The 17,710-nt window shown below is 69.7% G+C and carries 10 protein-coding genes; 5 read left to right on the top strand and 5 right to left on the bottom strand.

All coding sequences use genetic code 11. The annotated features are described in order from the left end of the window. Positions 1-2: 2 nt before the first annotated feature. Complete coding sequence (locus tag C1O66_RS02520; protein WP_102766408.1) at positions 3-569, top strand: NUDIX hydrolase; 567 nt, start codon at positions 3-5, stop codon at positions 567-569. 42 nt (positions 570-611) lie between these two features. On the opposite strand, the gene C1O66_RS02515 is transcribed toward C1O66_RS02520, so the two are convergent. Beyond that, entirely contained in the window at positions 612-2,558 is a 1,947-nt protein-coding gene (locus C1O66_RS02515) for a bifunctional diguanylate cyclase/phosphodiesterase (RefSeq protein ID WP_102766407.1), read from the bottom strand. Between the two features lie 72 nt (positions 2,559-2,630). Next, the gene (locus tag C1O66_RS02510; protein WP_243392671.1) at positions 2,631-3,350 is read right to left on the bottom strand and encodes a transglutaminase-like cysteine peptidase; all 720 of its coding nucleotides are present in this window, start codon (positions 3,348-3,350) and stop codon (positions 2,631-2,633) included. Between the two features lie 172 nt (positions 3,351-3,522). Here C1O66_RS02510 and C1O66_RS02505 point away from each other — a divergent pair, with 172 nt between their 5' ends. Then, the gene (locus tag C1O66_RS02505) at positions 3,523-4,386 is read left to right on the top strand and encodes an HDOD domain-containing protein (protein WP_102766406.1); all 864 of its coding nucleotides are present in this window, start codon (positions 3,523-3,525) and stop codon (positions 4,384-4,386) included. Between the two features lie 12 nt (positions 4,387-4,398). On the opposite strand, the gene C1O66_RS02500 is transcribed toward C1O66_RS02505, so the two are convergent. Next, positions 4,399-4,776: a nuclear transport factor 2 family protein gene (locus C1O66_RS02500; protein WP_102766405.1), complete on the bottom strand. Its 378-nt coding sequence runs from the start codon at positions 4,774-4,776 to the stop codon at positions 4,399-4,401. 126 nt (positions 4,777-4,902) lie between these two features. On the opposite strand from C1O66_RS02500, the gene C1O66_RS02495 reads away from it, so the two are divergent. Beyond that, entirely contained in the window at positions 4,903-5,400 is a 498-nt protein-coding gene (locus C1O66_RS02495) for a YciI family protein (RefSeq protein WP_102766404.1), read from the top strand. A gap of 25 nt (positions 5,401-5,425) precedes the next feature. On the opposite strand, the gene C1O66_RS02490 is transcribed toward C1O66_RS02495, so the two are convergent. Together C1O66_RS02490 and C1O66_RS02485 are read right to left on the bottom strand one after the other, a co-directional pair. Then, complete coding sequence (locus C1O66_RS02490; RefSeq protein WP_165794433.1) at positions 5,426-7,774, bottom strand: sensor histidine kinase; 2,349 nt, start codon at positions 7,772-7,774, stop codon at positions 5,426-5,428. A gap of 38 nt (positions 7,775-7,812) precedes the next feature. Beyond that, the gene (locus C1O66_RS02485) at positions 7,813-8,682 is read right to left on the bottom strand and encodes a response regulator transcription factor (protein WP_207795883.1); all 870 of its coding nucleotides are present in this window, start codon (positions 8,680-8,682) and stop codon (positions 7,813-7,815) included. Positions 8,683-8,922: 240 nt separating this feature from the next. On the opposite strand from C1O66_RS02485, the gene C1O66_RS02480 reads away from it, so the two are divergent. Both C1O66_RS02480 and C1O66_RS02475 read left to right on the top strand, forming a co-directional pair. Then, the gene (locus C1O66_RS02480; RefSeq protein WP_102766401.1) at positions 8,923-10,689 is read left to right on the top strand and encodes a ShlB/FhaC/HecB family hemolysin secretion/activation protein; all 1,767 of its coding nucleotides are present in this window, start codon (positions 8,923-8,925) and stop codon (positions 10,687-10,689) included. A 70-nt stretch (positions 10,690-10,759) separates the two neighbouring features. Further along, on the top strand, positions 10,760-17,527 hold the full coding sequence (locus C1O66_RS02475) for a YDG domain-containing protein (protein ID WP_102766400.1): 6,768 nt from the start codon (positions 10,760-10,762) through the stop codon (positions 17,525-17,527). Positions 17,528-17,710 lie beyond the last annotated feature (183 nt).

The raw sequence follows: 17,710 nt of genomic DNA, 5'->3' as shown, positions 1-17,710 counted from the left end.
GCATGTGGCTCTCCCGACGTTTCAAGTTTTGCCCCAGCTGCGGTGCCGAAGTGCGCTACCAGGTGCCTGCCGACGACAACCGGGAGCGCGCCACCTGCCCGAGCTGCGCCAGCATCCACTACGAAAACCCGATCAATGTGGTCGGTACCCTGCCGATCTGGGAGGGCGCCGGGGGCGGCGTGCAAGTGCTGCTGTGCCGCCGCGCGATCGAGCCGCGCCTGGGCAAATGGACGCTGCCGGCGGGTTTTCTGGAGCTGGGTGAAACCACCGAACAGGGCGCCCTGCGCGAAACCGATGAAGAGGCCGGCGCGCACATCGAGCTGGGCCCCCTCTACGGCCTGATGAATGTGGTCAAGGCCGGGCAGATTCACCTGTTCTACCGCGCCCGCCTGCTCTCCACCACCTTCAACCCCGGCCCGGAGACGCTGGAAGCCCGGCTTTTCCATGAGCACGAGCTGCCCTGGGACGAGATCGCCTTCCACACCGTGCGCGACACCCTGCGCCATTTCTTCGCCGACTGGCACGCTGGGCAGGGCTTTCCCCTGCACTGCGGCGATATCAGCTACTGAGCAGCGACTGAGCCGCGACTGCGCCGCCCCTGCGGCAGCCGTTCAGGATTTGCCGCCCTGCGCCGTGGCCCAGGGTCCGGTCACGCCGTCCACCTCGCAGTCCCACAGGGCCTGCACGTCCATGCCGTCTCGCAGGCCTTCGGCATAGACCTTGAGGGCCAGGCTGCGCAGCATCACCAGCATGCCGCGCACAAAAGCGGCGCGCGCCGCATCGCCCGACACCCCGCTGACGACCGAGGCGTCCAGCTTCACGTAATCGAGCCCGGCCTGGTACAGCCGGTCGACCTGGGCCAGGCCGGCGCCTGCATGTTCCAGGCCCAGCTTGACGCCCAGAGGCCTCAGCTGCCGACCCATTTCCAGCAGGAGATCGAAGTGCTGGACGGCGGCCGTCTCGGCCAGTTCCAGGCCCAGCTTGCGCGCCGCCTGCGGCGCCTGGAAGACCTGCTCGCGCATTCGCGCGACAAAGCCGCCATCGAGCAGGCTGGCCGGCGCGATATTGACGCACCGCGCCTGGCCGTCGCGGTTGATGGCCTCCAACGCCAGGCTGACCGCCAGCAGGTCCACCTCGGCCGTCAGGCGGCTGCGCACGGCCAGCGGCAGCCAGCGCGTCGCCGGCTCGAAGGGGCCGTCGGCCTCCAGCTGCAGCTGCAGCGGGCATTCCAGATGCAGCAAGCGGCCCTCGCGGTCCAACAGCGGGAACTGGCTCAGGCGGGCACGGCGTTCTTTCAGCGCGTCAAGAATCTGGACGCGCCAGGCTTGCTCACCCTGTGCGCCGGCGGCGCTGCTGGCCTGGCCGGCCTCGGCCGGGGCCGCGCCGCGGTGGAACTCGACCACAAAGCCGGCTTGGGTCTCGGCGCGCGCCAAGACCTTGTCGGCTTCAGCAAACCACTGCCCCAAGGCCGACTCACGCGGCAGGTCCACCGCACCGAGCGAGACCTGGATGCCGGGCCCGAAGGCCGGCAGGCTGAGACGCAGCGCGTCGGCCAGGGCCTGTGCCGTCTCGGCCGCCACATCGGGCGCGGGCAGCCAGAGCGCAAAGTCGGAGCCGTTGAGGCGGCCTGCCAGGCAGCCGCGCACCCGGTCGGGGTAGGCCTTGACCGCACGCGACAGGGTCAGCAGGGCCTGGTCGACCGCGGGCCGACCCAGGCGCTGATTGAGCAGGGCCAGATCGCGCAGGCGCAGCAGCACCAGGCCGCCGCGGGCCGGGCCTTCGTCGCGTGTCAGGGCCGATTCCAGCTCGGCCAGGAAATGCTTGCGCGTGCTCATGCCGGTCAGGCCATCGCAATGGGCCTGCAGGCGCAAGGCCTGGAGCTGCTCGCCCTGGGCCTCGAACATCAGCTTGACCCGCGCCACCATGGCGTTCATCGCTTCGGTCAGGCGCTGCAGCTCGGGCACATGGGGCAGCTCCATCTGCGCAAACTGGCCTTCCATCAAACCACGCGCCTGGGCCACGGCGTTGTCCAGCGGCCGGCGGATGCGGTGCAGGGCCAGGTAGGCGCCCAGGCTGGCCAGCGCTCCCAGGCCCAGCAGCAAGGCGCCCATGCGGGTGACGCTGCGCCAGAGTTCGTCATAGGCATAAGCGCTGTGACTCAGCACCTCGACCGAGCCGATGGCATTCCAGCCACTGGACAGCTGGGCCACGCCGGGCTGCACCGTGATCGGGGTCAGGGCCACAAACCAGGCCGGAGCCTGGCTGGCGCGGGCCGGCGCGCGGCGCTCAAAAGCCAGCTTGCCATCGGGCTGGCGCCAGACCACGCTCTCGTAATAGCCGGTGTCGAACTGGGCCGAGATCAGCAGCTGCATCAGCTCGGCATCACCACGCTGCTGCGACAGGGCCAGGGCCAGGGCTGCGGCGTTGTCGCTGTTCTTGATCTGCAGCTGGGTCTGCAAGAGCTGGCGGGTTGACATGGTGCTGACCGCCGCCGCGCCCAGCAACGAGGCCAGCACCACGCCCAGCACCAGCAGCCAGACTTGACGCATCAATGACATGAGAGGCTCCTCCGGGACAGTCGGGCGAATGGGCCATGAATGGGCGGGGTCAACATCATCGTCGTCTTCATCTCAAAAGCCTTCGGCCCGCGCCTTGCTGAGCAAATCGCGCCACTGCGACAAGCGCGCCAGAGGATCACCGGCCGAGGTGGCCCCCACACCCTGCCACAGGCCTTCGCCATTGAAGCTGAAGACCGGTTGCAGATCGGGGCGCTGAGATGCAGGCCGCACCTCAGGCAAGAGGTTGTCCAGGATCAGCGGCTCGGCGCCCGGCTCGGCATAGTAGGCCAGCACCATATGGGCCAGCGAGCGCCCGCCCAGTTGGGCGCGCACATAGACCATGCGCAGCTTGGCCACCGGCGTGCCGGCATGGAGCAGGCTGAAATACTTGGCGATCGCATAGTCCTCGCAATCGCCACGGCCCTTGTCCAGGCTCTCCAGCGGCGTGGCCCAGTAATCGATCTTGCCCCAGACCTCGCTGTCGTCGCGAAAGTTCAGGTGCTTGTTGACGAAGCTGTTGACCAGGCTCAAGCGCGGCAATTCCTCCGTCGCGGTGGCGCGGTCGATCATCTGCAAGAGCTGCTCGGCCTCGCCGGCCGTGCGCGGGCCGAAGCGGGCCGCGCTCTCCATGATCTTGTTGCGATCCAACGCCTGGGCCAAGTCGGGCCAGAGCGCCTGGGCACCGATCAAGGCCAGACCCAGCAACCCTCCCGCCAGCCAGCTCCAGCCCCTGCGACCCAGGCCGGCAGGCAGCCCCGCCCCAGGCCTGGGGGCCGCATCTGGGGCGGGCAAGATGCCAGACCGATCGACAGTGGGGCTGCATACGCAAAATTGCATGCGTCAGGGCGCCTCGAGAGGGCGAAGAAGGGTTCGGGCGGGCCGGCCTGTGGCGATAATTCAAACCACTGTACCGCTTGCACACGCCTCCCAGCGCCGCCACAGGCGCCAAATCCCCCCCCAGTTCATGAGCACTGCTTCAATCCGCCAAGAAATTGACAAGTCCCGCGCCAGCGGTGTGCTCAAACAAATCATCATCCCGCCCTGCCCCGAGCAACTGGCCCGCCTGCAACAGGCCATGGCCCACGCCGAACCCGATCTCAACGAGATCGCCCGCATCGCCGCCAGCGATGTGGCCATGTCGGCCACCTTGCTGCGCATCGCCAACAGCCCCTTGCACCTGTCCGACGGCTTGCCCTGCACCACGGTCGGCCAGGCCATGACACGCATCGGCCTGGAAGAAACAGCCGCCGTGATGACGGCCTTTCTGCTGAGGAACGCGATCCCGGTCAACAGCCCCCATCTGGCACGTTTCTGGGAACGCTCGACCAAGCGTGCCCTGGCCTGCGCTTTCATCGCCCGCCAGTTGCCCGGGCTCTCGCCCGACCTGGCCCACACCTACGGTCTGTTCTGCCACATCGGCATCCCCGTGCTGCTGCAAAGCCTGCGGGGCTACGGCAGCACCATGGTCGAAGCTGCGGCCCGCATCGACCGCAGCTTCATCGCTACCGAGAACGCCAACCACCGCACCGACCACGCCGTGGCCGGCGCCCTGCTGGCGCGCGCCTGGAATATGGCGCCCGAGCTGATGGCGGGCATCCGACTGCACCACGACCTGCAGTCCCTGGGTCATGGCGGCATCGAGCCCGAAGTCCACACCCTGGTCGCCGCCGGCCTGGTGGCCGAGCATCTGATGCGCCAGCATGAAGGCCTGAGCGAAGACGCCGACTGGAGCGCCCACCACGCCGCCGCGCTCGACTGGCTGCAAATCAGCCTCGACGACCTCGAGCATTGGGACGATCTGCTGCGCCCCATCCTCGACGCCGCTTGAGGACGCGTCGGCTCAAGCCGACGGCGGCAGCAGCCGCCGCGTCGCTCCGGTGTGGAACGAGGCCTTGCGGATCAGGCCCTCGCGCACCTCGTAGATACAAAGCAGCTCCACCTGGGCCAGCCCTTCCGGGAGGTTGCGGGTGATCAGCTCGCTGTCCACCACCATGGCCCCCATCACCGTGCGAGAGACCAGCTGCGCATGCAGATCGGGCTCGGCAAAGCGCAGCTGAAAACGGGCGCGCAGCTCTGCATGCCCCTGGGCCAGGCGCTCGCCATGCAGCTGAAACTGCTCGGCATCGGGCGCGTAGGTGGCCAAGAGCCGCTCCATATCGCGGGCGTTGTAGGCGTCCAGCTGGGCTTGGACGACGGCGAGAGGTGAGAGGTGATCCACGGCGCTCTTTCTGTTGGCTTGCGCCGCATTGTGTCAAGCCAGGCTGCCCGGCGGACGTGAGCTTTGGCATGATGGGCGCAGGCCCTCGATCAGAGGCCCATTCCCCACGCCAAGGAGTGCCCCGTCATGTTGGCAGCTGCCATCCGCAAACTCAGCCGCCCGATGCTCATGCTCGGCCTGTCCATCTGCCTCTTGAACGGCATGCCCGCACGGGCCCAGAATGCAGACAGCAAACCCCCAGCCTTCGATCCCGCCCTGGCCCGCAGCCTCGGCGCCGACGAACGCGGCATGCGCCCCTATGTGCTGGTGATCCTCAAGACCGGGCCCAAGAAGATGGCGGCGGGCCCGGAGCGGGACGCCATGTTCAAAGGCCACTTCGCCAACATCGGCCGCCTGGCGGCCGAGGGCAAGCTGGCGGTGGCCGGGCCGCTGGACGGGGTTGACGGCTGGCGCGGGCTGTTCGTCTTTGCCACCGGCGATCTCGAGGAAGCGCGCGCCCTCGCTGCCACCGACCCGGTGCTGATCCAGGGCGAGATGGTGGCCGAGTTCCACAAGTTCTACGGCTCGGCCGCCCTGATGGCGGTGCGCGAGATCCACGAGAAGATCCAAGCCAAGGCGCCCTGAAACAGCGCCTCCCGCGGGCCAGGCTTCAGCCGCCGGCCGGGCGCAGGGCGGCCCACCACAGGGCTTCGGGCGCCGGCTTGTAGAGCGCATCGCCGGCCTCAGGCCGGGCGCTGCAGCAGAGCAGCCGGGCCTGCGGCGCCAGGGCCTGCGCGGCCGCCAGCCCCGAGCGGCCGGCCGATCCCAAGCTCAGCGGCTCCACCAGCAGCAGCTCCAGCACGGCGCCGGCCGGCAGGCCCATCAACACGCGCTGCGCCTGCATCAGATCGGCAGCCTGCATGCAGTCATAACCGGCCAGGCCCAGGCGCTCGACCAGGGCTTCGCGCGCCGCCACGCAGGCGTCCAGCACCAGGGCCCAGCGCGCCGGCCCGCCGGCCTCCTCGCCCATCAAGCCCAACATGCCCAGCTCTCGCAACGGCGGCCAGGCGACCTCGGACTCTTGGGCCGAGGCCAGCGGGATCGCCAGCTCGAAACGGCAGCCCGCCCCCAGACGGCTGTGCAGCTCGATGCGCCCGCCCATGGCCTGCACGGTCTGGCGCACGATGCTCAAACCCAGGCCCAAACCGGGCAGGCCCTGGCTGCCCTGGGCCCGCACAAAGGGCTCGAAGACCAGGGCCTGGTCGGCCTCGGCAATGCCGGGGCCTTGGTCGATCACGCTCAGCAGCAACTGGCCCTCACGGTAGGCGGCACGCAGATCGATGCAGCCCTCGCGCGTGAACTTGGCGGCGTTGGACAGCAGATTGAACAAGGCCTGGCGCAAACGCCGGGCATCGACGGCCAGCACGGGCGGCAGGCTGGCATCGATCTGCAAACGCAGGCGGTTGCCGCCGCTGCGCACCAGGGCCTGGGCCTGCTGTTCCAGCTCGCGCAGCAGGCCGTGGATGTAGACCGGTGCCGGCAGCAATTCGGGCGCGGCACTGGCCTCGGGGGCGCGGGCAAAGCGTTGCAGCTCGTCGATCATCTCCAGCAGCAGCTGGCTGCTGTGCTCGATGGCGCGGCGGTCGGCCTCGAAACCACGGTCGGGCTGCAGTTGCCGGGTGAGCTGCACCACCGAAGCCAGGGGCGCGCGAAGATCATGGCCGAGGTAGCCGAGCAAACGCCCCTTGGCCGCATCGCTGGCCTGGGCCAGCGCACTGGCCGCCGCCAGCTCGGCGGTGCGCTGCTGCACCGCCGTCTCCAGCGCCTGCTCATGTTGCAGGCGCTGCTGGCGCATGCGCGCCACCATGGCCAGCAGGACGATCAAGACGCCGAGCAGGCCGACCAGGGGCGGGCCGTAATCGGCGAGCGCGGAATGCGGCTGCCAGCCCAGCAGGCTCAGAATGCGCGGCATCATGCCCAGGAACTGGCAGGCCAGGGCCAGGGTCCAGGCGTGTGCCAGGGGCAGGCCCTGGGCCACGGCGCGCAGGCAGGCGCCCATCATCAACAGGCCCTGGCTCAGATTGCACAGCCCTGCCAGCTGGGTGCCCAGGCGGTAGTCGCCGAACACGCAGACCAGCAGGGCCAGGGCATCCAGGGCCGCGACACCCAGCATCAGGCGATGCAAGCGCGGCTGGCGCCGGGCCGTCTCCAGCAGGCGCATCAGGGCCGCCACCTCGCTGAGATGCGCAAGCACGCCAAAGCTGGCCAGCGCCCGCACGGCCCAATCCGTCGCCTGCGGCCAGAACAGCATGAAGGCGCTGCCGCGCATGCCGCTCTCGTAAAAGAACACGGCCATCAGATAGAGGGCGATGTAGCCGTAGGTGCGCTCGCGCCAGGCCAGGGCCAGCATGGCGCTGACCAGCATCAGCAAGAGGCTCAGGCCGGCGATCAGCCCGTCGGCCCAGAGCCTGGCCTGCTCCTCGCGCAGCAGCTCGGCCGGCGGGTGCAGGCTCAGCTCCATGGCCAGGGCGCTGCGGCTGGCCACACGCAGCCACAGCTCCTGCGGCTGGGCGCCCAGGGTCAGGGCAAAGGCACTGTCTCGCAGCGGCAGCGTGCGCTGATCAAAGGCCTGGTCGGTGCCGGCGCGCTGGGGCGGCAGATCCACCCATCTGCCATCGGCCAGGCGCTGCCGGGCGAAAAGCTGCACCTGCTCCAGCCGCGCCGGGCGCAGCTGCAGCCACAGCGTCTGCGGAGCGGCCGTCCCTTGCACGCACCAGCGCAGCCAGAAGGCCGAGGCGCTGTAGGCGGGCGTCAGGGTGGCCGGCGTGGCCGGCCGCCAGGCGGCCTCGGGTTGCCCTTGGACCTGCGCCCAGCTCTGCTGCGCGCTGCGGTCTTCGAGCACGCGCAGATGGGGCGTCAGCGCGGCGGCATCCAGCCGCCGGCCGTCGGTCGCCACACAGCCCGGCAGGCCCTGCGCCCGCGCGCTGCCGAGCAGGGCCAAGGCCAAGGCAAAGGTCAAGGCCGGCGCGAGCCAGCACAGCCGCCTCAGCAGGCGCATCAAAGCGCGTGACCCGGCTGCGGCGTGGCGGTCGGAGAATCAGTCGCAAGCGCCAGTGCGGGCGCCTCGCGCAAGCCCTGGCGGTAGGCCTGCGGGCTCAGGCCATGGCGCTCGCGGAAGGCGGTGGCGAAATTGCCCGGATTGTTGAACCCCACGGCAAACGCAATGTCCTGCACGCTCATCAAGGTCTCGGCCAGCAGGCGTTGGCCGGTGCGCACGCGCTCTTCGGCGATGAAGCCCGACACCGTCAGGCCCAGATGCTCGCGGAACAAGGCCAGCAGGCGCTTCTCGCTCAGGCCCACCTGCTGGGCCACATCGCCCACGCCTTGCAAACCGGCCAGGTGCTCGCGGATGTAGCGCATGGCCACCTCCAGCAGCGGCTGCTCGGGGTGGCGCGCGGCGGCATCGGGCGGGGCGGCCGGCGCGGGCTGGCGTTGCAGCGCCAGCTGCAAATGCACCTGCAGCCGGGCCAGCACCTCTTCGGGATAAAAGGGCTTGCTGATGAAATCGACCGCGCCGGACTGCAGGCCGCGCACGCGCTGCTCGGGGGCGTTGTGAGCGCTCAGAAACAGCACCGGAATGGCAGCTGTCAACGGGTCGGCCTTGAGCAGGCGGCACAGGGCGTGGCCATCGAGATCGGGCAGGCCCACATCGAGCAGGATCACATCGGGCCGCAGCATCTGCGCGCGCTGCAGGCCTTGCTGGGCGCTGTCCGCCAGGCTCAGGCGGTAGAGCGGGCGCAGCAGCTGGGTCAGCCAGCGCAGCTCCTCGGGCACATCGTCGATCAGCAGCACATGGGCTGCGTCGACCGCGGGCCCGTCCGCCGGCAGGCGCGGGCTGGCCGGCTTGGTGAAAAGTGACGTTGACACAGCAGGCGCAGAAAACATAGGCGCGCATTGTGCGGTCTGCACCCCGCGCGTGTTCCCCTGCAGTGCGGGGCTCCACGCCACGTTTGTATCGCAGAGCGCACAGGTAATGCCGACATAAAACGGGCACCAGGGGTCTTGATCCGCTTCTGCAAAAGCGCGCGGCTTTTTGGCAAAACCCGGGCGCCTTCAGCGCTCCGATAAAGCGTGCATCCGCAACCCACACGCACAGCAAAGCAGCGCATGCAGCCTTTTTCTTCTTTCACTCACCCGACCCCGTTCAAGTTTTCACCGAGCACGCTCAGCCTGGCCCTGAGCGGCCTGCTGCTGACCCAGGCCGCCCTGGCCGCCAACAACCCGCCCGACGCCGGGCAGTTGCTCAACGAACAGCAGCAGCTCAACAAAGCCCGCCAGAACCGCCCACTGCAGCCGCGCAATGACGAGGCCGCGCGCGCCTCGACCGACAGCGCCGGCGAGGGCTTCAAGGTGCTGATCCAGCGCATCCGCTTCAGTGCCGCCGAAGGCCTGGCCACGCCCGAAGAGCTGCAGTCCTGGGTGGCTGATGCACGCGGCCAGCGCCTCAACCATGCCCAGCTGCAAGCCCTGGCCGCGCGCGTCAGCACCCAGCTGCAGGCCAAGGGCTACAGCCTCGCACGCGCCTACCTGCCGCGCCAGGACCTGAGCGAAGGCGAGCTGGAGATCGCCGTGCTGGCCGGCCAGCTGGAGCGCGGCGCCGGCCGCATCAAGCTGCACAACCGCAGCGCCCTGCCCGACGCGCAGCTGCGCGCCGTGGCCGATGCCGCCCTGCCCGAAGGCCCGGTGCGCGGCGATGACCTGGAACGCGCCCTGCTGCTGATGAACGACCTGGCCGGCGTGGTGGCCCGCTCCAGCCTTGAAAAAGGCGAGCAGCTCGGCAGCAGCCGCCTGGTGGTGCGCGCCGAGGCCCAGCCGGCCCTGCGCGGCCAAGCCAGCGTGGACAACTTCAGCAACCGCTACACCGGCCAGGCCCGCGCCGCCGCGCAGCTGGCCTGGGCCAACCCGGCCCAGCGCGGCGATCTGCTGGGCCTGTCGCTGAGCGCCACCGAAGGCAACCGCTCGGCCGCCCTGAGCTACGCCCTGCCGCTGACGCCGCAAGGCCTGCGCCTGAACCTGGGGGCCTCGGCCCTGCGCTACCGCGTCGGCGAAGAGATGAAGGCCCTGGACCTGCGCGGCACGGCGCGCAGCCTGGGCGCCGGCCTGAGCTTCCCGCTGCAACGCAGCCGCATGAGCAGCGCCTGGGCCCAGCTCGATGCGGAAAGCAAGCGCCTGCAGGACGACAGCGCCAACGGTAATCTGCGCCAGCGCCGGGTCGATCGCCTGCAAGCCCAGATCAACGGCTCGCGCTGGGACGAGCTGGGCCAGGGCGGCGCGACCGAGTGGCAGATCAATGCCAGCGTCGGCCGCGTGGACCTGAGCGGCAATGCCGCCGACCAGGGCGTGGACGCCCTGAGCGCCCGTACCCAGGGCAGCTTCAGCAAGGCCACAGCCCGGCTGGCGCGGCTGCAGACCCTGGATGCCGCCGGCAGTTGGTCGGTCTATGCCAGCCTGAGTGCCCAGCTGGCCGGCCGCAACCTCGATTCCTCGGAGAAATTCATGCTGGGCGGTCCCAGCGGCGTGCGCGCCTATGCCATCGGCGAGGCCAGCGGCGACGCCGGCTGGCTGGGCAGCGCCGAGCTGCGCCACGACTTCCGCATCGGCGAGCGCCTGCGTGCCCAGGGCCTGGCCTTTGTCGACGGCGGCCGCATCCAGCGGCATGCCCAGCCCTGGGCCGCCGCGCTGCCTGCTGGCCAGAGCAATGGCTACAAGCTGGCCGGCGCGGGCCTGGGCCTGAACCTCTACGGCGGCGAATGGCAGCTGCGCGCGGCCTGGTCACGCGCCATCGGCAGCAACGAGGGCCTGCAAAACGGCCGCGATTCTGAGGGCCGCAGCGCCCGCTCGCGCCTGTGGCTGCAGGCCAGCCTGAACTTCTGAGCCGCGCCGTCTTTCCGCCTCACCTTGTGCGCCGCCGCCTGGCGGCCCGAACCCTGAATTCACACACGCCATGAAAACCAAGAAATCCTCGTCCCTGAACCACAGCTACCGCCTGGTCTGGAGTGAGCTGAGCCAGGCCTTTGTCGCCGTGGCCGAGCACACGGCCGGCCGCGGCAAGCGGGCCTCCGGCGCCCTGCTGCTCTCGACCCTTCTGGCCAGCGGCGCGCAGGCGCAAGCCCCGGCGGCCCAGGCGCCACCGGCCCTGGCCCTGCCCAGCGGCGGCAGCGTGGTCGCGGGCCAGGCCCAGCTGCTGCAGAACCAGCCGGGTCAGCTGCGCGTGCAGCAAGCCAGCGACAAGCTGATCATGAACTGGAGCCAGTTCAACATCGGCCGTGATGCGCAGGTGCGCTTCGAGCAACCGGGCAGCCAGAGCATCGCGCTCAACCGCGTCACCGGCGGCGAGGCCAGCGCCATCTTCGGCAGCCTGCAATCGAACGGCCAGGTCTGGCTGCTCAACCCGAACGGCGTGGTCTTCGGCCGCACGGCGCAGGTTGATGTGGGCGGCCTGGTGGCCAGCTCGCTGACCATTTCGGATGCCGACTTTCTGGCCGGCCGCGCCCACTTCAAGGGCAGCAGCACGGCCGGCCAGGTCGAGAATAGCGGCCGTCTGAGCAGCAAGGCCGCAGGCGGCGTGGTCGCACTGATCGCGCCGCAGGTGGACAACAGCGGCCAGATCCACACGCCCGGCGGCAGCAGCCTGCTCGGCGCCGCTGAACAAGTCAGCCTGGACCTGAACGGCGACGGCCTCCTCAGCCTCTCGGTGGAGCGCGCGGCGCTGCAAGCCCAGATCGGCCACAGCGGCGAGATCCACGCCGCCGGCGGCCTGGTCCAGCTGAGCGCCCAAGCCGCGGGCGCCCTGCGCGCCAGCGTGGTCAACAGCAGCGGCCTGATCGAAGCCAGCAGCCTGAGCCAGCAAGGCGGCCGCATCCTGCTGGACGGCGGCGCGAATGGCGAGGTGAGCCTGAGCGGCACGCTCGACGCCCACAGCGAGCCCGGCCGCGGTGGCCGCATTGACGTGAAGGGCGCGCAGCTGAGCCTGCGCGACGGCGCCCGGCTGGATGCCAGCGGAGCCACCGGCGGCGGCCAGATCCATGTCGGCGGCGGCTGGCAAGGCCAGGACGCCCAGCATCCGAACGCCCAGAGCCTGAAGGCCGAAGCCGGCGTACAAGCGCGGGCCAATGCCGGCCAGAACGCCGGTCAGAGCGGCGACGGCGGCGAGGTGGTGTTCTGGTCCGATGGCCGCACCGAGTTCGCCGGTCGCATCGACGTGCGCGGTGGCGCCGAGGGCGGCAACGGCGGCCGCGCGGAAGTTTCGGGCAAGCAGGAGCTGGCCTACAGCGGCCGCACCGATGCGCGGGCGGCGAAGGGGCGGACGGGGGATCTGTTGCTGGACCCCAGCACGCTCGAAATTCGCGGAGGCGGCTCCGGCAGCGGCAGTCTCAGCGGATCGGTGGTCTATGAGAAAGACTTGGAGGCCCAGTCCGCCAACATCGTGCTCGAGGCCACCAACAACATCACCTTCAAGGACCTGCGCGCCACCGGCAGCACGGACGGTGTGCTGGACCTGGCCGACGGTGTGAGCTTCACCGCCGTGGCCGGCCGCGGCGGGCAAATGGGCAGCGATCCGGGCGACAAGATCGGTGTGATTCGCTTTGAACAGAAAGCGGACACCCTGCGCGTCAACGGCGCCGCCGGCATCTTGCTGATCGCCTCCAACTGGAACTCGGGCGAAACGGACGCAGTCAACGGAGGCAGGGCCTCGGTGATCAATGTCCCGCACCTGGTGGCAACGGGTGCAGGTGGCAACCCCTCCGGGCCGCTGCGCAACTATGACCTTCGCTCAGCAACGCCCGGTGCCGTCGATCCCGGCACCATCACCGTCTTCGGCGCCAACGGCATCACGATTGGCGGCAGCGTCAACAGCCAGGGCGGCTATGTTCGCCTGTGGGCCGACGCCGATTCGGGCACCGGGGGCGCCTTCACCCTGAACGCTCCGATCAGCACTGCAGGTGGCAACGTCTACCTGGCTTCGGGTCGTGGCGGCATCACCATGAATGGCCGCATCGATGTCGGCGCGGGGCGGCTGTTCTTTGACCGCGAGACCGGGTCCTACCCCGGCGGCGTCGGCCCGGACGGCCCCAAGATTCTGGCCGGCCAGATCCATGCCACCGGTGACATCGACGTCAACACCGCCTTCACTTTCAAGGGCGGCGCGAGCATCTTCACCGACGGCACCATCCGTTTCGGCAGCGTCGGCGTCAATCTGGACACCGGCAGCGGCGTCCTGACCCTGCGTGCCGACAAGGTCGACTGGGGCACCGCCACCCTCAACAACCTGAGCACTGCCTCGCTGCGCCTGGAGCCCTACGACAAGGCCACCAATATGGTCTTGGGCGATGCCAATGGCTTCGCCTCGCCGGCCACGCTGAACAAGCTGCCCGGCGTCAAGAACCTGACCATCGGCCGCGAAGACGGCACCGGCACCATCAGCGTGCCGGGCAACTTCAGCTTCAGCGCCAGCGGCTCGTTCGAGATGGTCAACAAGACCGTGGACATCAGCGCCGGCACCCTGAGCAACACCAGCGGCGGCATCACGCTGACCGGCGACACCATCAACATCAGCCAGACCGTCACCGCCAACGCAGGCGCCGGCAAGGTCACCCTGCGCCAGATGACGGCTGCCAACGAACTGCATCTTGGCACCGGCCTGAACAACGCCACCCTGGGCCAGATCAGCGCGGCCACACTGGAGGTGGGGCGCAGCGATGGCGGCAATCTGGTCTTCGACAGCGACATCAGCACCCTGGCCAGCACCGTGCACCTGAAGAGCGGGCAGCGCGTGATCGGCGTCAACGGCGGCGTCTCGGCGGCTCGCGTGGCCGTGACGGCGGGCGCCGGCGCCACCCTGAGCGACAGCCGCTTCGACTTCAGCACCCTGGCGCTGGACGTCGGCGGCAACACTGAGGTGCAGCAGCTGGGCCATGCAGGCTGGAGCCTTGGCTCCGTCGATGGTTTGAGCGGCCTGACGGTCAAGGCCGGCAGCAGCCCGACGGTGCAGCTGCAGGCCCAGGGCCGCCTGGGCCTGAACGCCCCGCTGGCACTCAACAACAGCAGCGCCACCCTGCAACTGCAGTCGGCCAGCGGCTTCGATGCCGAGAGCGCCACGCTCAGCGGCCAGAGCCGCAGCACGCTGGAATTCAGCGTCAGCGGCGCGCAAAGCGCGGTGCACATCGGCGGCACGGGCGGCCAGCTGAGCGCGGCCTCGATCGCCAAGCTGGCCGGCGTGGACACCCTGCGCCTGCTGGCCAGCGATGACACCGTGCTGGCCCATGCTTTCAGCGCCGCGGTGCAGAACAAGGTCGACATCCAGGCCCAGCGCCTGACGGTGGATGGCGCCCTCAGCACCAGCAGCGGCAGCCTGCACCTGAGTGCGGCCCAGGGCGGCCTGCAGCTGGACACAGCCGTCACAGCTGCCAACACCTTGTCGCTGAACGATCAGGCCGGTGTGGGCATCTCAGGCCGCGGCGTGCTGACGGCCCCCAAGCTGGCTGTGCGCAGCAGTGGCAGCGTGCAGCTCAAGCCGGGCAGCAGCGCCCATCAAGTGGACGAAATCGCCGCCGAGGTGGGGGACCTGGCCTTCAAGAACAGCCGCCGCTTGACCGTGGGCAGTGCCGACAGCCTGAACGGCGTGCGCGCCAGCGGCAGCGTGGACCTACGCAGCAGCGGCGCCAGCAGCGATCTGGTGCTGAACCAGGCGGTGGTCGCCAGCAACAGCGCGAAGGTTGCCTTGCCCTTGCTGCTGGAAGCCGGCCGCCACTTCATCAACAACGCAGGCAGCAGCGCGGTCCAGGCCAGCGACGGCGCCTGGCGCATCTACTCGACCGACCCGCGCCAAGACGTGCGCGGCGGCCTGACGCAAGCCTTCAAGCAGTACGACGCCAGCAGTGCCAGCACCGTGCTGGGCCAGGGCAACGGCATGCTCTACCGTGTAGCACCCGTGCTGCAAGCCCAACTCAGCGGCACGGTCAGCAAGGTCTACGACGGCAACACCACCGCCACGCTGAACGCCAACCAGCTGCAGATCACCACGGGTGCCATCGACGGCGACAGCGTGAGCCTGGGCAGCGCACAAGCCGTGTACGACAGCAAGAACGTGGGCAATGGCAAAACCGTTTCGGTCAGCCATATGAACATCACGGCCAGCGCTCAAGCCGGCAGCGTGGCGGTCTACGGCTACCGCAGCCAGGCGGTGAGCGCCGACATCGGCGTGATCACCCCGCGCAGCCTCGACGCCAGCGGCCTGCAAGTCGCCGACAAGGTCTACGACGGCAACAGCCGCGCCGAGCTGCTGGCCGCCAGCCTCAGCGGCATGGTGGAAGGCGATGCCCTGAGCCTCAGTGGCAGCGCCGCTTTTGCCGACAAGAACGCGGGCCGCAACAAGGCCGTGGCCATCAGCGGCCTGGCACTCGGCGGCGCCGATGCCGGCAACTATCTGCTGAGCAGCGACCAGGCCAGCGCCCAGGCGACGATCACGGCCAAAACGATCACCGCCGGCGCCTCCAGCGTGGCCGGCAAGGTCTACGACGGCAGCACTGCCGCCAGCGTCAGGGCCGGCGCCCTGCAAGGCCTGATCGGTGACGACCAGGTCGGCCTGCAAGCAAACGCCCAGTTTGCCGACAAGAACGCCGGCAAGGACAAGGCCGCCACCATTGCTCTGGCCTTGAGCGGCAGCGATGCCGGCAACTACCAGCTGGCCAGCAGCACACAAGCGGCACAAGCCGACATCACGGCCAAGACGATCACGGCCGGCGTGTCCACCGTGGCCGGCAAGGTCTACGACGGCAGCACCGCCGCCAGCGTCAGGGCCGGCGCCCTGCAAGGCCTGATCGGTGACGACCAGGTCGGCCTGCAAGCCAGCGCCCAGTTCGCCGACAAGAACGCCGGCAAGGACAAGGCGGCCACCATCGCTCTGGCCCTGAACGGTGCCGATGCAGGCAACTACCAGCTGGCCAGCAGCACGCAAGCCGCCGCCGCCGACATCGCGGCCAAGGTGATTGCCGCTGACGCATCCACTGTGGCCGGCAAGGTCTACGACGGCAGCACGGCCGCCAGCGTGACGGCCGGCGCCCTGCACGGCCTGGTCGACGGTGACCGCGTCGGCCTGCAAGCCAGCGCCCAGTTCGCCGACAAGAACGCCGGCAAAGACAAGGCCGCCACTGTGAGCCTGGCCCTGAGCGGCGCCGATGCGGGCAACTACCAGTTGGTCAGCAGCACGCAAGCCGCCAAAGCCGACATCGCGGCCAAGGTGATCTCCGCCGGCGCCTCCAGCGTGGCCGGCAAGGTCTACGACGGCAGCACCGCCGCCAACGTGACGGCTGGCGCCCTGCAAGGCCTGATCGCCGGTGACCAAGTCGGCCTGCAAGCCAAGGCCCAGTTCGCGGACAAGAACGCCGGCAAGGACAAGGCCGCGTCCGTGAGCCTGGCCCTGAGCGGCGCCGATGCGGGCAACTACCAGTTGGTCAGCAGCACGCAAGCCGCCAAAGCCGACATCGCGGCCAAGGTGATCTCCGCCGGCGCCTCCAGCGTGGCCGGCAAGGTCTACGACGGCAGCACCGCCGCCACCGTCACGGCTGGCGCCCTGCAAGGCCTGATCGCCGGTGACCAGGTCGGCCTGCAAGCCAGCGCCCAGTTCGCTGACAAGAACGCCGGCAAGGACAAGGCCGCGACCGTGAGCCTGACCCTGAACGGTGCCGATGCCGGCAACTACCAGCTGTCCAGCAGCACGCAAGCCGCCAAGGCCGACATCGCCCAGCGCCAGCTGAGCGCCGCGGACCTGCAAGCCGAGGGCAAGCGCTACGACGGCAGCACCCAGGCCAGCCTGGGCGCCCTGCAGCTCCAGGGCGTGCTGGCCGGCGATCAGGTGCAAGGCCAGGTGCAGGGCCAGTTCCTGGATGCGGCCGTGGGCAGCGACAAGCCGGTGCAGATCAGCAGCGTGCAGCTGAGCGGTGCCGACGCGCAGAACTACAGCCTGTCCGCCGCCAGCATCCAGGCCACCGGCAACATCAGCGCGCCACCGGCCAGCGATGCCACGGCCGCCACCTCCATCACCCCGCCGGGCGGCAACAGCACGCGCTCGGGCGGTCAGGCCGGTGCGGCAACAGGCGCAGCCAGCCCCCTGCTCGGCGGCGATGCCCCGAACGCAGCCGGCAGCCCGCTGGTGGCGTTCAATGCCGGCCCCGGCGCTGCGACGCTGAGCTCCGATGCCTCAGGCGGCAGCCAGGCCCTGGGCCGCGGCGGCGCCTCGGAGCTCAAGGGTGGCGGCGGCGTCGCCCGCTTCGACACCGAGCAGGCGCTGTCGGCCCACGGCCGCGTCAGCATCGCCGTGGCGCAGGGCCCGCTGGAGCAGGCGCTGGCGGCCGATGTGCCCCTGTTCAGCCAACGCGCCAGCGAAGCGCTGGAGCCGCTGGGCCAGTTCAAGCTGACCGATCTGGGCGACAGCTTGGCCGTGGTGCGCGGCTCCAGCCAGCCCTCGCCCCTGCCGGAGCCGCAGCGCGGCCTGCGCTACAGCGGTGAAGCCTTGTTGGTGCTGCCGGGGGATCACACCAGCAGCCTGCGCCTCAGCTTTGGTGAAGACGGCAGCCTGCGCGTGCGCACGCCCGTCGCCGCCGCCGAACTGGGCCACGAGCTGCTCAGCGCCTACGCCTTGAGTGCGCTCAAGCGCGATGCCGGCATCGGCGTCGACCAGGTGCGTTCGGTGGTCTTGAGCTACGTGGAGTGAGGCCCAACCCAAGGCGCTGAGCCCGCACGCACGAAAACAACGGAGGAAAGCAGGCCCATCGCGGCCCTGTCGCCAAGCCGGCGCAAGACCGGCATGTCTCGCTCTTCGCAGCAGCCCGGCGCAGACCGGCGCGCAAGAGCCCCCTGGCTGGGGGACGCAGCCCAAGGCCCCGAGACGCGCATC

The organism is Paucibacter aquatile (assembly GCF_002885975.1).
In the GTDB taxonomy this organism is placed as follows: Bacteria; Pseudomonadota; Gammaproteobacteria; order Burkholderiales; family Burkholderiaceae_C; genus Paucibacter_A; species Paucibacter_A aquatilis.
Note: the sequence above shows the minus strand (reverse complement) of the source record. Positions and strands in the feature narration are given on the sequence as shown.

Coding starts and splice junctions, on each gene's coding strand:
- C1O66_RS02505 (WP_102766406.1), top strand. CDS start 3,523: ATGAGCACTGCTTCAATCCGCCAAGAAATTGACAAGTCCCGCGCCAGC.
- C1O66_RS02475 (WP_102766400.1), top strand. CDS start 10,760: ATGAAAACCAAGAAATCCTCGTCCCTGAACCACAGCTACCGCCTGGTC.
- C1O66_RS02515 (WP_102766407.1), bottom strand. CDS start 2,558: ATGTCATTGATGCGTCAAGTCTGGCTGCTGGTGCTGGGCGTGGTGCTG.
- C1O66_RS02520 (WP_102766408.1), top strand. CDS start 3: ATGTGGCTCTCCCGACGTTTCAAGTTTTGCCCCAGCTGCGGTGCCGAA.
- C1O66_RS02495 (WP_102766404.1), top strand. CDS start 4,903: ATGTTGGCAGCTGCCATCCGCAAACTCAGCCGCCCGATGCTCATGCTC.
- C1O66_RS02480 (WP_102766401.1), top strand. CDS start 8,923: ATGCAGCCTTTTTCTTCTTTCACTCACCCGACCCCGTTCAAGTTTTCA.